Source organism: Tsukamurella tyrosinosolvens (assembly GCF_900104775.1).
GTDB classification, from domain to species: Bacteria; Actinomycetota; Actinomycetes; order Mycobacteriales; family Mycobacteriaceae; genus Tsukamurella; species Tsukamurella tyrosinosolvens.
The window spans coordinates 3,203,334-3,218,144 of record NZ_FNSA01000003.1 but is presented as its reverse complement, the minus strand read 5'-3'; the positions used below and the strand labels follow the sequence as shown (position 1 = coordinate 3,218,144).

The following is a 14,811-nucleotide window of genomic DNA, read 5'->3' as shown; positions in this document are numbered from 1 at the left end:
GTCATCCCCTCAGGTCGCGGCCGGTCAGGTCCAGGAAGACGTCCTGCAGGGTCCGCGTTCCCACCCGCAGGTCCGTCAGCAGGGCGCCCTGCGCGGCGAAGTGCGCCGTCGCGTCGGCGATCACCGCGGGGGTCACCTCGGCGCCGCGCACCACGTAGACGGAGCCGTGCGCGTCCGTCGCGTCGACCGTCGCCGTGAAGCCGGTGCCCAGCCGGGCGGCCAGGGCCGCGGGGTCCAGGCCCGACGGTGCGGTCACCCGCAGCTCGTGCTCCGCGCCGTGGCGCGTGAGTTCCTCGGGCGTGCCGTCGGCCACCGCGCGGCCGCGGTCCATGATGACGACGCGGTCGGCGAGCGCCTCCGCCTCGTCGAGCAGGTGGGTGGTGAGCAGGACGGTGACGCCGTCGTGGCGCAGCGCGGCGACGAGGTCCCAGACGAGCAGCCGCGCCTGGGCGTCGAGACCCGCGGTGGGCTCGTCGAGGAAGACCAGCTCGGGGCGGCCGACGAGCGCGCACGCGAGGGACAGCCGCTGCTGCTGGCCGCCGGAGAGCCGGCGGTAGCTGACGTTCACCACGTCGGTCAGGCCCAGCGTGGAGAGCAGCCAGTCGGGGTCGTGGGGGTTCGCGGCGTACGCGGCCACGAGGCGCAGCATCTCGCCGGTCTTGGCGCCGGGGTAGGCGCCGCCGCCCTGCAGCATGACGCCGATCCGGGGCTTGAGGCGGGCGGCGTCCGCCACCGGGTCGAGGCCGAGGACCTCGATGCTGCCGGAATCGGGGGAGCCGAAGCCCTCGCACATCTCGACGGTGGTGGTCTTGCCGGCGCCGTTGGGCCCGAGCAGGGCGAGAACGCTGCCGCGCTCCACGGTGAGATCGAGCCCGTCGACGGCGACGACGTCGCCGAATCGCTTGGTGACGGAGGTCGCGGACAGTGCGGGCACGGGAAGTCAGACTACTCGGCCGCGCCGGCGGCGCCGTTCGCGGTGGCGCGGCAGCTCGAAGGCCAGGTAGACGGCGAGCGCGACGATGACGACCGTCGACATCCCCGCCTTGGCGATCACGTAGGGCTCGATCTCGCCGCCGTTGGGCATGAGCATCACGGAGATCACGCTGGAGACGATGACCGCCGCCAGGCGGAAGCCGGGCGCGGTGGCCCACGCGGCGAGCGGCACGATCGCCCACAGCAGGTACCAGGGCTGCACGACGGGGAACAGCAGCACCAGCGCCGCCATCGAGATGCCGAGCGACCCGACGGGGTGGATCCGCCCCGACAGGGTGGCGATGAGCATGCGCAGCACGATCACGGCGGCGAGGGCGGCCGCGATCGGCCGGGTGATCGCGAGGATCGCCGTGGTGTGGTCGCCGAGGCCCAGGAGCACCCCGACCTGCCCGGTCCCGAGGCCCAGCACCGTCGGGATGGAGAGCCAGGAGCGGACCTTGTTGGCGGTGCCGAGGGTGCCGGCGTCGAGCCAGCCGTAGCCGAGGCCCGTCGTCTGGCAGACCGCGACCACGACGACGACCAGCACGACCACGAGGAAGCCCGCGGAGGTCGCGAGCGCGACGAGGGTGCGGCCCGCGTTCGGTCTCCACTCGGCCAGGGCGGTGCGCCAGTCGCGCAGCCGTCCGCCGATGTTGGGGAAACTGCCGCCGAGGCGTCGCGCGAGGGCCATGCCGATAAAGCCGAGCGCGAGCACGGACGTGATCTTGATCAGGCCGGACAGGGCGATCATCGCGGCGCCCGCGGTCAGCAGGCCGCCCGCTCCGGTGGGGGCGAAGCCGTCGAGGAAGGGGAGTCCGGAGTCGATGGCGCGCAGCGCCCACTCCATGCCGACGAGCATCATGCCGAGCATGAGCGCCTCGTTGTGGATACCCGCGATGAGATGGAAGATGACCAGCGGGTTCGCGGCGCCCAGCCACAGCGCGGCGACCTCGTTCACGCCGCAGCGGCGCGCGAGCCGCGGCAGAGCCCACACGATCATCGCCACGCCCGCGAGGGCGAGCACGCGGTGCAGCACTACGCCGGCGACGACGTTCTCGCCGGTCAGCCACGTGATGCCGCGGCCGAGGTAGAGGAAGAGGGGGCCGTACGGGGCCGGGGTGTCGCGCCAGATGTTCGGCACCGAGCGGGTGAAGACGTGGTCGATGCCCAGCGCCGCGGCCGGCCCGATCTTGTACGGATCCAGCCCGCGTGCGGTGATCTCCGATTGCGCGAGGTACGAGTAGACGTCCTTGCTGAACATCGGCGGCGCGAACAGGAAGGGCAGCACCCACAGGGCGAGGATCCGGTCGAAGCCGCGGCGGGTCAGCCGGCGCGGCGGCGCGGGCTCGGCGTGCGCGTTCGGATTCAGGTAACCGATGGTGTACCTGCGCAGCAGCACCCACGCGATCATCAGCATCGCCGTGCCGACCATGGTCACCGTGAGGGCCGTGGACTGCATGCGGAACATGAGGCCGATCAGCCGCCGCCCGGCGATCGGGTTCTGCACCACGGGGAACGAGCCCACGCCCAGCGCGCCGAAGGCGATGAGCACGGCGCCGACGCCGCCGAAGGTCGCGATGGTCCGGACCGTCCGCTTCTCCTGCGCGTTGAGGTCCGGGTACTGCTGCTCGTCGGAGTGCAGGCGGTTCACCGTGCCGCCGGGGCCGTTCGCTGCGATGCCCGACGGTGCCCCTCCGGGCTTGGTCAGGCCGAGGTAATCCGCGAACGTGCGCACGGGAGCGGGGAGAGAAGGGGTTGCGCGCACGTCCGCAAGAGTAGACCGTGCCCGTGGCCGGGCGTGGGCGGTAGGCGCTGAGCTTAGCCTGACCTTGCTGGAAGTGCTGGGCGAATTAGGAAACAATCGTGTTGTGAAATACGAGCAGCACGAGGCGCACGCCTCATCGGCCCAGCGTGACGGGGACACCCGTGACGCCGTGGTCGGGCTGCTCATGAACCGGGGCCAGGCCACCGCGGCCGATATCGGCGAGGCCCTGGGTATCACGACGACCGCCGTGCGCCGCCACCTCGACAATCTGCTCGAGGCGGGCGACGTGACGGTCGCGCCACCGTCGGGCCTGGGCGGCCGGGGGCGGGGACGTCCTGCGAAGGAGTTCCTGCTCACGCCCTCCGGGCGGCGGCGCCTCGGCCAGGGCTACGACGCCCTGGCGGTCGACGCCCTCCGCGCCCTGCGCGAGGTCGGCGGCGAGGAGGCGGTGCGCACCTTCGCGCGGCGCCGGGCCGAGCAGGCCATCGGCACCATCAGCCCCACCGAGTCCGCGGACCCGGTGGACGGTGCCCGTAGGATCGCGGCGTCGCTCTCGGACGCCGGATTCTCCGCCGATGCCCGAGAAGTGGGCAACGGCGTCCAGATCTGCCAACACCACTGCCCGGTGTCGGAGGTCGCATCCGAATTCCCCGAACTGTGCGAGGCCGAAATTTCGGCGATCGAACAGGCGTTGGGAACTCATGTACAGCGTTTGGCCACCATCGCCAATGGTGACCGCGCATGCACCACCCACGTGCCTCTTGAGCGCGTGGTCCGCGAGCAACCCGCTAAGGAGCTTCGATGACAACGGTCGAGAACGGCCCGCTGTCCCAGGAGGAGACCATCGCCTCCCTGGGCACCTACGGCTACGGCTGGCACGACTCCGACGCCGCCGGCGCGTCGGCCCAGCGCGGACTCTCCGAGGCCGTGGTCGCGGACATCTCTGCGAAGAAGAACGAGTCCGAGTGGATGCTGCAGCAGCGCCTCAAGGCCCTCAGCATCTTCGAGAAGAAGCCGATGCCCTCCTGGGGCAGCGACCTCGACGGCATCGACTTCGACAACATCAAGTACTTCGTGCGCTCCTCCGAGAAGCAGGCCGAGTCCTGGGAGGACCTGCCCGAGGACATCAAGAACACGTACGACAAGCTCGGCATCCCCGAGGCGGAGAAGCAGCGCCTCGTCGCCGGCGTCGCCGCGCAGTACGAGTCCGAGGTGGTCTACCACTCGATCCGCGCCGACCTGGAGGAGAAGGGTGTCATCTTCATGGACACCGACACCGGTCTGCGTGAGCACCCGGAGCTCTTCGAGGAGTACTTCGGCTCGGTGATCCCCGCGGGCGACAACAAGTTCTCGGCGCTGAACACCGCCGTGTGGTCGGGCGGCTCGTTCATCTACGTGCCCAAGGGCGTCCACGTGGACATCCCGCTGCAGGCCTACTTCCGGATCAACACCGAGAACATGGGCCAGTTCGAGCGCACCCTGATCATCGTCGACGAGGACGCCTACGTGCACTACGTGGAGGGCTGCACCGCGCCGATCTACAAGTCGGATTCGCTGCACTCCGCGGTCGTCGAGATCGTCGTCAAGAAGGGCGGCCGCTGCCGCTACACGACCATCCAGAACTGGTCGAACAACGTCTACAACCTGGTCACCAAGCGGGCCAAGGCCGAGGCCGGCGCCACCATGGAGTGGATCGACGGCAACATCGGCTCCAAGGTCACCATGAAGTACCCGGCCGTGTGGATGATGGGCGAGCACGCCAAGGGCGAGGTGCTCTCCGTGGCGTTCGCCGGCGAGGGCCAGCACCAGGACACCGGCTCGAAGATGGTGCACTTCGCGCCGAACACGTCGAGCAACATCGTCAGCAAGTCGGTCGCCCGCGGCGGCGGCCGGGCGAGCTACCGCGGCCTGATCCAGATCAACAAGGGCGCGCACGGCAGCAAGTCCACCGTGAAGTGCGACGCGCTGCTGGTCGACACGATCTCCCGCTCGGACACCTACCCGTACGTCGACATCCGTGAGGACGACGTGACGATGGGCCACGAGGCCACCGTCTCGAAGGTCTCCGACGACCAGCTCTTCTACCTGATGAGCCGCGGCCTCACGGAGGACGAGGCCATGGCCATGGTGGTGCGCGGCTTCGTCGAGCCCATCGCCAAGGAGCTGCCGATGGAGTACGCGCTCGAGCTGAACCGCCTGATCGAACTGCAGATGGAAGGGTCCGTGGGCTAGTGAGCAACACTCTCAACGAGGCCGTCGAGGCCCACCCCGTCGCCAACAAGGGCGAGCTGTTCACGTCCTTCGACGCGGCCGCCTTCGAGGTCCCCAGCCACCGCGACGAGGCGTGGCGGTTCACGCCGCTGCGCCGCCTCAGGGGCCTGCACGACGGGTCCGCGCAGGCCGACGGTGCCGTGACCGCCACCGTCGACGCGACGCCGGAGGGCGTGAGCTTCGAGACCGTCGCCAAGGGCGACGAGCGACTCGGCCAGGGCGGCACGCCCTTCGACCGGGTCGCGGCGCAGGCCTTCACCTCCATGACGGAGGCCTTCGTGCTGACCGTCGCCAAGGAGGCCGAGGTCGCGGAGCCGGTGTTCGTCCGCATCGCCGGGCCGGGCGAGGGGAAGACCGCCTTCACGCACATCCAGGTGCGGCTCGAGCGGCACGCCCGCGCCGTGGTCGTGCTCGACCACACCGGCTCGGGCACGGTCGCCGAGAACATCGAGATCATCCTCGGCGACGGTGCCGCGCTGCAGATCATCGACGCGCAGGACTTCGCCGACGACGCCGTGTGGGTCACCCAGCACCACGTGCGCGTGGGCCGCGACGCCCACGTCCGGCACTTCGCGGTGCAGCTCGGCGGCGAACTGGTCCGCATGACCCCGCGCGTGCAGTTCGACGCCCCCGGCGGCAACGCCGAACTGTTCGGCCTCTACTTCGCCGACGACGGCCAGCACCTCGAGCAGCGCCTGCTGGTCGACCACTCGGTGCCGAACTGCAAGTCGAACGTCGTCTACAAGGGCGCGCTGCAGGGCGATCCGTCCTCGAAGCTGCCCGACGCGCACACCGTGTGGGTCGGCGACGTGCTGATCCGCGCCGAGGCCGAGGGCACCGACACCTTCGAGCTCAACCGCAACCTGGTCCTGACCGACGGTGCCCGCGCCGACTCGGTGCCGAACCTGGAGATCGAGACCGGCGAGATCGAGGGCGCGGGCCACGCCAGCGCCACCGGCCGGTTCGACGACGAGCAGCTGTTCTACCTGCGCTCGCGCGGCATCCCCGAGGACGAGGCCCGCCGCCTGGTCGTGCGCGGCTTCTTCCAGGAGCTGATCGACCGGATCTCCGTCCCCGAGCTGCGTGAGCGGCTCTCCGCAGCCATCGAGAACGAACTCGCCACCGCCGGCGTCTAAGACTGATAGGGAATCATTTTGTCCACTCTGGAAATCCGTGACCTGCACGTCAACGTCGTGCAGGCGGACGAGAACGCCGAGCCGATCCAGATCCTCAAGGGCGTCGACCTGACGATCAACTCGGGCGAGACCCACGCGATCATGGGCCCCAACGGCTCCGGCAAGTCCACGCTGAGCTACGCCATCGCCGGCCACCCCAAGTACGAGGTGACCCAGGGCACCATCACCCTCGACGGCGAGGACGTCCTCGCGATGACCGTCGACGAGCGCGCCCGCGCCGGCCTGTTCCTGGCCATGCAGTACCCCGTCGAGGTGCCCGGCGTCTCGATGTCGAACTTCCTCCGCTCGGCCGCCACCGCGGTCCGCGGCGAGGCCCCCAAGCTGCGGCACTGGGTCAAGGAGGTCAAGGAGGCGATGGGCGAGCTGTCCATCGACGCGCAGTTCGGCGAGCGCTCGGTCAACGAGGGCTTCTCGGGCGGCGAGAAGAAGCGCCACGAGATCCTCCAGCTGGGCCTGCTCAAGCCGAAGTTCGCGATCCTCGACGAGACCGACTCCGGCCTCGACGTCGACGCCCTGCGCGTCGTCTCCGAGGGCGTGAACCGCTACGCCGAGCGGGAGAACGGCGGCGTCCTGCTCATCACGCACTACACCCGCATCCTGCGCTACATCCACCCCGAGTTCGTGCACGTCTTCGTGAACGGCCGGATCGTGGAGTCGGGCGGCTCCGAGCTGGCCGACGAGCTGGAGGAGAACGGCTACGTGAAGTTCACCGAGGCCGTCGGAGCATGACCGCCTCGGTGAAGTCCGCCCTGGACATCGACGCGATCCGCGCCGACTTCCCGATCCTGTCCCGCTCGGTCCGCGACGAGAAGCCGCTGGTCTACCTGGATTCCGGCGCGACCTCGCAGCGCCCGCGCCCGGTCCTCGACGCCGAGTGGGAGTTCCTCACCACGCACAACGCCGCCGTGCACCGCGGCGCGCACCAGCTGGCGGAGGAGGCGACCGACGCCTACGAGGACGCGCGCGCGGCGATCGCGGAGTTCGTGCGGGTCTCGCCGGACGAGCTGGTGTTCACCAAGAATGCGACCGAGTCGCTGAACCTGGTGGCGTACACGCTCGGCGACGACCGCTCGGCCGCCGTCCTCGGCGGGCATCGCCTGCGCGAGGGCGACACCGTCGTCGTCACCGAACTGGAGCACCACGCGAACCTCGTGCCCTGGCAGGAGCTGTGCCGTCGCACCGGCGCCACGCTCAAGTGGTACAGCGTCACCGACGAGGGTCGCATCGACCTCGACTCGCTGGAGCTCGATGATTCGGTGAAGATCGTCGCGTTCACGCACGCGTCCAACGTGACCGGCGCGATCGCGCCGGTGCCGGAGCTGGTGGCGCGGGCGCGCGCGGTCGGCGCCCTCGTGGTGCTCGACGCGTGCCAGTCGGTGCCGCACAGCCCCGTCGACTTCGCCGACCTCGACGTGGACTTCGCGGCCTTCTCGGGCCACAAGATGTACGGCCCGTCCGGCGTCGGCGTGCTGTACGGCAAGCGCGAGCTGCTCGCGCAGCTGCCGCCCTTCATCACCGGCGGCTCGATGATCGAGACCGTCACCATGGAGGGCTCGACCTACGCCGCTCCGCCGCAGCGCTTCGAGGCGGGCGTGCCGATGACCTCGCAGGTCGTGGGCCTCGGTGCCGCCGTGAAGTACCTCGGCGCCCTCGGTATGGCCGACGTCGCCGCGCACGAGCACGCGCTCGTGGGCGCCGCGCTCGACCGGCTCGACGCCATCGAAGGCCTGCGGATCGTCGGCCCGACCGAGAACCGGGACCGGGGGAGCGCCGTCTCCTTCGTGGTCGACGGCATCCACGCGCACGACCTCGGGCAGGTGCTCGACGACGAGGGCGTCGCCATCCGCGTGGGCCACCACTGCGCGTGGCCGCTGCACCGCCGGTTCGGCGTGGCCGCGACGGCCCGCGCGTCCTTCGGCGTCTACAACACGCCCGCCGAGGTGGACGTGCTCGCGGACGCGATCGTCAAGGCCCAGAAGTTCTTCGGGGTGATCTGATGCGCATGGAGCAGATGTATCAGGACGTGATCCTGGACCACTACAAGCACCCGCACGCCCGCGGGCTGCGCGAGCCCTTCGAGGCCGAGGTCCACCACGTCAACCCCACGTGCGGCGACGAGGTGACCCTGCGGGTGCACCTGTCCGACGACCGGGAGACCGTCGTCGACGTCTCGTACGACGGCCAGGGCTGCTCGATCTCCCAGGCCTCCACCTCGGTCCTCACCGACCAGGTGATCGGCGAGCCCGTCGGTGAGGCCCTGAAGATGCTGCAGTCCTACACGGAGATGCTGCAGTCCCGGGGCCAGGTCGAGGGCGACGAGGACCTCATCGGCGACGGCATCGCCTTCGCCGGTGTCTCGAAGTACCCCGCGCGCGTGAAGTGCGCATTGCTCGGCTGGATGGCGTTCAAGGACGCGCTGTCCCAGATCATCGACTCGGAGGAGAAGACGGCATGAGCGAGAACGCTGCTGAGGCCGCCGGTACCGCGGCCGACCCGGCGCAGGCCGGCGACAACCCGCTGAACCTGCCCACCCTGTTCGACGTCGAGGAGGCCATGCGCGACGTGGTCGACCCCGAGCTGGGCATCAACGTGGTCGACCTGGGCCTCGTCTACGACCTCAAGGTCGACGACGACGCCGCGGTCCTCATCGACATGACCCTCACCTCGGCCGCATGCCCCCTGCAGGACGTGATCGAGGACCAGACCCGCGCCGCGCTCGTCTCGTCCGGCCTGGCGACCGACGCCAAGATCAACTGGGTCTGGATGCCCCCGTGGGGCCCCGACAAGATCACCGACGACGGCCGCGAGCAACTGAGGGCGCTCGGCTTCACCGTCTGACGAATACCTGGCCGCATGAACTGCATAACCGCAGTCCAGGCGGCAGTTTTGTGCCGGTCGGCGTAGTCGCGCAATGGTTCAAGTACGCGACTGCTTCGAGGGTGAAACACGATTGCTCGCCGCGTCCGCGAGGCATTCCTGAGCGGTCGAATGCTCTGTTTTCCTCCAGCTGTGCGTAGTTTTGTGCGGAATCTGGTCCGCCCACGCCCGCGAAGCTGGTGCGGTGGGTACCGGGCGGGCGATGGCGGGTGCTGTGTGATTGGCGCGATTGCACGAAAGCGTCGTAGAAGTCGAGGTTACAGAGGGTGATCGGGGTGCTGTGGGCCACTGGCAGGTACTTCAGAACTACGATCTGGATGCCGCCATGGGGGATTGTCTGCAGGGGTTCCGGCTGGCTGTGATGACGGGGTGACTGCGGCACACTGTGCGACGACGAGTGCAGACCTAGTTCGAATCACGTCGATTGCAGGCAGGGTTTTCGGACGGCCATGTTGGACGGGGATCTGGTGATCGCGAAGGTCGACGCACTCCGGTCCTAGCTTGCGAGCACGGTCTACCAGCCCCGCGCCTACCTGGCCACGTGCTTCCCGCAGGACGGCGACGGCGGATCGACGTGAGTCTGGGCATGTACTCGCTTCGACTCGCTGTACGCGAACGTCAACGGCGAGTCCGGACACTACCCAATGATGATCGCTCGGAGCTTGGACCAGAACCCTTTGGTGTTCGACACATTGTGGTGCCATCGAGAGGAATACTCTGCTCGTTCATCGGCAGCATGTTTGGCACCATGAGCGGTGACGGCGTTGACGATGTCGTCCTGGTTGCCAGTGCCGCGCAACATCCCATACGCAGTCAGGGCCGTGCCCTTGAGCCTGCGATCGCGTGATTGGCTGCGTTCGTGTGGTTGCTCTCGCACTGTGATCGGCCTCCTCAACGGGTCACTGTGCCACTGACTGACCTCAGTGAAGTCACATTCGGAGCTCCGCAGACCAAGGGGAGCAAGCCGCCGGGGAGCCCAGGACCGGCTTACGTAACGGTCGGATGACCGCTCCGCCCTCGCAGCGTTCAGCTGTACCTCGGCGGCGGCCATGGGGCACTGCGATCCTTGATTCCGCACGGATCAGGGATCGTGGTCGGCGTGTAGGACTCGGAGTCGATCTGAGAATCTGAGTTCGCCCACCGCGCGATGACCTGGCCCAATCGCTTCATTGTCGACCAATCCTTCACCACCGAGGCGTCGATCGACATGGATTGCGCGCAGGCGGAGACGGTTCCGAGCGCCTGGTCGAAATCTTCCTCGGTGCAGTGGGGGCCACCGGTCGGCAACGCTCGAGCGCACTGCTTGGCGCGCTCGGCGGAGACCTTGTAGGTCGTGTAGTCGAGAATGGTGATGTACTCTTTCTCGGTCATCGGGCATGCGGAGCGGGCCTCGTTGTCCGCAACCTCGAACTCGTCGTTGGCAGTGGTGGTCTTCTCGGCCCGAGCTGGATCGTCGATCTTGATCCGGCTGATTGCTCGGATCTTCTGGTCGACCGTCGACAGTCGTGTGCTGCACTCCTTGGAACGATCCTCGTACTCAGACGCTCGAGGGCCCACGAAGGCGAACGTGCCGACGATGATCGCGACGAGCAGGCCAGCAACGGGCACCCCGACTCTCATGACCCAGCTCTTGCCGTGCTCGCGGGGCACGAACCGATCGAGGTTCGCGTACTTCTTGCTCGACATCCTCCGATGAACCCTTTCCATGGATCGAGTGCTGTGGCAAACGCAGACGCCACCCGAATCATTATCTCCACTCGAAGGCAACGCCCGGCTGCCCGACTGTGTGCGGCGTTGTGGTTGCTTGGTGTTCACCGGCGCAGGGCCCCACCATCCTCTCCATATCGACGATTGGATCGGTAGCCCTGCAGACGACCAAGCCTGATCAACCCCGATGCAGGCGTCGACGACTCGCCACAGATTCTCGGAACCGATCATTGAGCAGGTGCGTCTCATTGACATGGACGATGAACACAGTGAGCACGAAGACGCGCCCGCTCTGCCCGATGGGGCGAGGACTACTTCGACCGGCAGCGTATGAGCTGGCAGGCGCTGCGCGACGACGGCGTGATCGATGTCTCTGACACCGCCGAGATCATCCACCGGCAGCTGGGCATGTTCGAGCGGAGGCGTCCAGTCAGCAGGAGCCTGACGAGATTGTGTCCCGACAAGGGACCTTCTGGCGGCAGGGACATCCGTTGAGGCGGCCGACCCTGCTCGGCATCGGCGTCGTCATGTCGATGGTCCTGGCCGGCTGCTCGACGGTCATCGCCGGAGAGGCGATTCCCGATGCGACGAAGGAGGTGAAGCTCGACACCGACAGCTTCAACACCGCGCCGCGGAAGGTGCCCGCCCGCGAACCGACCGATGCCGAGCGGAAAGTCGTGGTCGCGGGCCTTCTGGCAGACCGAATGGTCCTGCCCAACGAGTTCAATCCCGAAAACATCGGAACCGGCGTGCGAGCACATGTCAGGCGATGTGGGAATGGCATGTGCGGAATTCGCCCTCGCCACCGACGAACGAGACTGCGGACTGCGAGTCTGCGGCCTCGTCTGGGGCAACGCATCGCAGCGCGGCCTGTTGGTTGGCCCGGTATGCGAATATCGACAAGGCTGTCGACGGGATCCGGTGGCAGGCCTGAGTGCGATTGCAGCTCTCAAGACGAGGGAGGAACCGTTCATGACGACCAGTGCCCAGCGGTACCGCGAGCATCGTGTGTGGGAGACGCTGCGCCTCAAGCGTGAAGCGCTTGAGGCCGCTCGATACGGTGATGCCGGTACTGAGCAGAAACGCCAGGACGTTCTTGAGTGGCTGACCGAAGCCGAGAAGACACGGACAACCTCGCAACCGGCACTTTATCTTTCGGCGCTGGAGCAACTCGGTCAGGCACTCAACGAACTGCCCATCGGTGACGCCGAGTTCCGGCAGTACATATCTGTTACTCGACAACCGCAGAACCCTCAGTACGTGTGGAAGCTCGAGGCGGCACTGCGGGAGTTGCCACTGCCGCCGCCCAAGGGGCTGGCGCAGTCGTACGTGCAGTTGCTCGACGACGAGGTCGCAGTCAGAACCGTGCGTCTCGATGAGCTGGAGAGCCGGATCGCTGAAACCGAGGAAGGTCTGCGTCAGCGACTGGTGAAGCTGAACGAGCTCGATACCGATCTCGATGCGCTCCATGAACGGATCGAACAGGAACGAGCGGCGATCGCAGACGTCTCCTCGACAGCCGAGAGCAGGATCTCGTCTGATTGGGATGATGCTCTCGCGGCATGGAAGGCGCGCCGTTCGGAAACGGATGAGAAGAACGACGCCGAAGCGCTCACTCGCATCGCCACACTCGGAGCGATCGCCAAGGCGGGGGAGGCCTTGGCGGAGCACGCTGCTGGCGATCTCAGCGCTACCGATTGGACACAACGAGCGACACGAGAGCGAAAGACCGCTGTGGGGATGCGATGGGGTGGGATATTCGTCTTTGTCCTTGCCGTCGCCCTCGGTGGCTTTATCGTCAAAGAGGCCATCGGCAAGAACTTCGACCTCACCGTCGGTGACGCCATTCTGCGATCGTCAGTGGCCATCGTCGTCGCTACCTTTGGTGCTCTGCTCCTGCGTGAATCGAGCCGGCATTTCCGGGAGGCAGACACCGCCGAGGATGTCGCACTGTCATTGCGAGCTCTCGCGCCCTTCTATGCCGGATCCGGTGAGGAGATCAGACTTGATGCCCGGAGGCAGGTCGGCGATGCCGTGTTGGTCAAGAACGTGCTCTCCCGATTCGCACACCGAGACGCAGCCAAGCACGCTGCTGACCCGACTGGTCTTGAACTTTCGACCCTGATCGACCAGGCAACCAAGGCGCTCAAAGGTGAGAAGGACGGTGCCAAACCCTCGTCCTGATGACGGCGACACGCCAAGTATGACAAGGTCAGTCACTCCATGAGCGAGGAAGCAACCGCTGGGATTGCCCGACGTAAGGGGGGATCGCGCCAACGTGGCGGTCACAGTGCCTTGGTTCGGAACTATCGATCTGAGTGGCGCGCGAGGTAGTTCGTGAAGGCGCACACTCGATCCCAGTAGGGGAGATCCGTGTACTCGGACAGGGCCAGAATGTGTTTGCGTACCCCGGTCCTCTGAATGTGATCGACCGCATCGAAGTAGTGTCCAAGCAGATCCGTGGGGCACTGGTTGCTCATCCAGAACTTGAGCAGCTCGATCGACGTGACGCCATGGTCCTTCCAGAATTCAAAGACCTCGGCGACCTCGATGCTCGTCGAACGAGTTCGGGCGCTCGAATCATTAGTGCCGCTGAGGGGAATCCGCCCGTACGTGAATCGCTCGGCTGCTGGACTCAAGGAGTCGCGTCCACCACGGACCATAGCGTCGAGTGTCGAGAGCGCGGTGTGTGGCGAACGGGCGTATCGCGGAAGATCAAGATGAAGCCCGCGCCACTCGCGAGAATATCTCGGGCGGTTGAGTCCAGTGATGTGCAGGTACTCCTGGACAGCGGCCAGAACGTGCGCGGAGTCCTCACCGAATCGGCTCCACCATTCGGCATTTCGATATCGCAGGGGTAGTTCGCGCGTGCAGCGCTCGAAGCAATCGATCGCGTCGGGAGAGTTCTCAACATGCCAGCCGTGTTCGAGGCAGCGGACTGTCACCACGAGCGCTCCGTCGCTGGTGCTGTGCTCAATGCGCATGCTGTCGCGGACGAAATCATTGAAGCTGTCGCCGTTGACGAAAGACCTGACCCTCGCCATCCGGGCGTGCACAGCCGGGTTGGGGACCGGTCCATTGCTTCGAGCGTGATTGCAGTCATGACAAGAGGCGACGTAGTTGGTCGGAGCGTCGATACCTCCGTATGGGTTGCGGGGGATGTAGTGGTCTACCTCGAACAGACGCGGTGTGGGGGCGAATCTGTTCCGAACGAGCTGGGTGCCACAGTGTCCGCATCGACCGTCCCAGAGCCGAAGGACAACGAGGCGACTGCGTGCGGCCGTCGTCGGCCAGGTCCCCATGGTGAACTCCTCCATGATCAGAGACCGTAGCCCGGACGCGCCGCACCCCTGCGGTGACATGCGTAACCGTCTCGACTGAGGGCAGCAGCTGAGAACATCATCCGCCGACCCGCATCCACGTTTCCGGGTTACCGCCCTCGATCACGCGTCTCGCCCTGCCGCCAAACCGTGCCAGCGCTTCGTTGCATGCGAAGATCATGGGCCCAGTCAAGTGAGCCATTCTCGGCACCAATCGAACAACCGTTGTCTTTGTGGCCCTGTGGTTTTCGAACCCAAAGCGATCCTGTCGAATATCTCAGTCTTCTTCGCAGAGTGGTACATCAGGTCCACTTCTTTGGCGCACTGGAGGTGCGCACCTGGCTGCCGGTGAGATCACCAAGGTCCGGGAGGTCCGGAAGGGCGCGGGCGTAGCTCTGCCAGGCCGAGCTCTGTCCGTGAACCAATAGCGTTAAGGAAGCCCGACGGGATGCGTTTGTGGGGTCTACGTTGAATCGCTGAGGGCCTTGGACGCCTCGACAACGAGCCGTCCAAGGCCCGCATCGTGCCGCAGTGCTGCCCACGCCCGCCGGGACCCGTGACACGGATTCTTGACCGCATAGTCACGCAGCCAGCCCCGCAGCTCCGCATCCGGATCCTGCAGCGTGTCAGCGACTTTCGTGCGACGGAAGGTGGAGCGGGAGAGCCCGACCGCACGCCAACCCCACCGAATGCTCTCTACGCA

At 66.9% G+C, this 14,811-nt stretch carries 12 protein-coding genes; 8 read left to right on the top strand and 4 right to left on the bottom strand.

The window, feature by feature from the left end; translation table 11 throughout:
• Nucleotide 1 precedes the first annotated feature (1 nt).
• The gene (locus BLW32_RS17960) at nt 2–934 is read right to left on the bottom strand and encodes an ABC transporter ATP-binding protein (protein ID WP_068520725.1); all 933 of its coding nucleotides are present in this window, start codon (nt 932–934) and stop codon (nt 2–4) included.
• Nucleotides 935–940: 6 nt separating this feature from the next.
• Entirely contained in the window at nt 941–2,737 is a 1,797-nt protein-coding gene (gene mptB / locus BLW32_RS17955; RefSeq protein WP_068520723.1) for a polyprenol phosphomannose-dependent alpha 1,6 mannosyltransferase MptB, read from the bottom strand.
• 64 nt (nt 2,738–2,801) lie between these two features.
• Here mptB and BLW32_RS17950 point away from each other — a divergent pair, with 64 nt between their 5' ends.
• The 7 genes from BLW32_RS17950 to BLW32_RS17920 are packed head-to-tail and all read left to right on the top strand — an operon-like array spanning nt 2,802 to nt 9,042.
• Nucleotides 2,802–3,542 (top strand): helix-turn-helix transcriptional regulator, encoded by a 741-nt coding sequence (locus tag BLW32_RS17950; RefSeq protein ID WP_170181024.1) that lies wholly within the window; start codon nt 2,802–2,804, stop codon nt 3,540–3,542.
• Nucleotides 3,539–4,969 carry a Fe-S cluster assembly protein SufB gene (gene sufB, locus BLW32_RS17945; RefSeq protein WP_068520717.1) on the top strand — a complete coding sequence of 477 codons (1,431 nt, stop codon included), beginning with the start codon at nt 3,539–3,541 and terminating at the stop codon, nt 4,967–4,969. Before BLW32_RS17950 ends, sufB begins: the two co-directional genes overlap by 4 nt.
• Entirely contained in the window at nt 4,969–6,144 is a 1,176-nt protein-coding gene (gene sufD, locus BLW32_RS17940) for a Fe-S cluster assembly protein SufD (RefSeq protein ID WP_068520714.1), read from the top strand. Before sufB ends, sufD begins: the two co-directional genes overlap by 1 nt.
• Before the next feature lie 18 nt (nt 6,145–6,162).
• Nucleotides 6,163–6,933 carry a Fe-S cluster assembly ATPase SufC gene (sufC, locus tag BLW32_RS17935; protein WP_068520712.1) on the top strand — a complete coding sequence of 257 codons (771 nt, stop codon included), beginning with the start codon at nt 6,163–6,165 and terminating at the stop codon, nt 6,931–6,933.
• A complete protein-coding gene (locus BLW32_RS17930; RefSeq protein ID WP_068738988.1) occupies nt 6,930–8,201 on the top strand; it encodes a cysteine desulfurase in 1,272 nt (423 codons plus the stop codon). Before sufC ends, BLW32_RS17930 begins: the two co-directional genes overlap by 4 nt.
• Nucleotides 8,201–8,659, top strand: a complete 459-nt coding sequence (sufU, locus tag BLW32_RS17925; RefSeq protein ID WP_068738986.1) for a Fe-S cluster assembly sulfur transfer protein SufU — start codon at nt 8,201–8,203, stop codon at nt 8,657–8,659. The genes BLW32_RS17930 and sufU overlap by 1 nt, the downstream gene beginning before the upstream one ends.
• Entirely contained in the window at nt 8,656–9,042 is a 387-nt protein-coding gene (locus BLW32_RS17920; RefSeq protein ID WP_068520706.1) for a metal-sulfur cluster assembly factor, read from the top strand. Before sufU ends, BLW32_RS17920 begins: the two co-directional genes overlap by 4 nt.
• Before the next feature lie 1,065 nt (nt 9,043–10,107).
• Here the strand turns inward: BLW32_RS17920 and BLW32_RS17915 are convergent.
• Nucleotides 10,108–10,767, bottom strand: coding sequence for a hypothetical protein (locus BLW32_RS17915; RefSeq protein WP_068738984.1), 660 nt, complete (start codon nt 10,765–10,767; stop codon nt 10,108–10,110).
• Nucleotides 10,768–11,760: 993 nt separating this feature from the next.
• On the opposite strand from BLW32_RS17915, the gene BLW32_RS17910 reads away from it, so the two are divergent.
• A complete protein-coding gene (locus BLW32_RS17910) occupies nt 11,761–12,972 on the top strand; it encodes a DUF6161 domain-containing protein (protein WP_074850687.1) in 1,212 nt (403 codons plus the stop codon).
• A gap of 122 nt (nt 12,973–13,094) precedes the next feature.
• Here BLW32_RS17910 and BLW32_RS17905 read toward each other — a convergent pair whose 3' ends face one another.
• On the bottom strand, nt 13,095–14,105 hold the full coding sequence (locus BLW32_RS17905; protein WP_170181023.1) for an HNH endonuclease: 1,011 nt from the start codon (nt 14,103–14,105) through the stop codon (nt 13,095–13,097).
• Nucleotides 14,106–14,811: the final 706 nt, after the last annotated feature.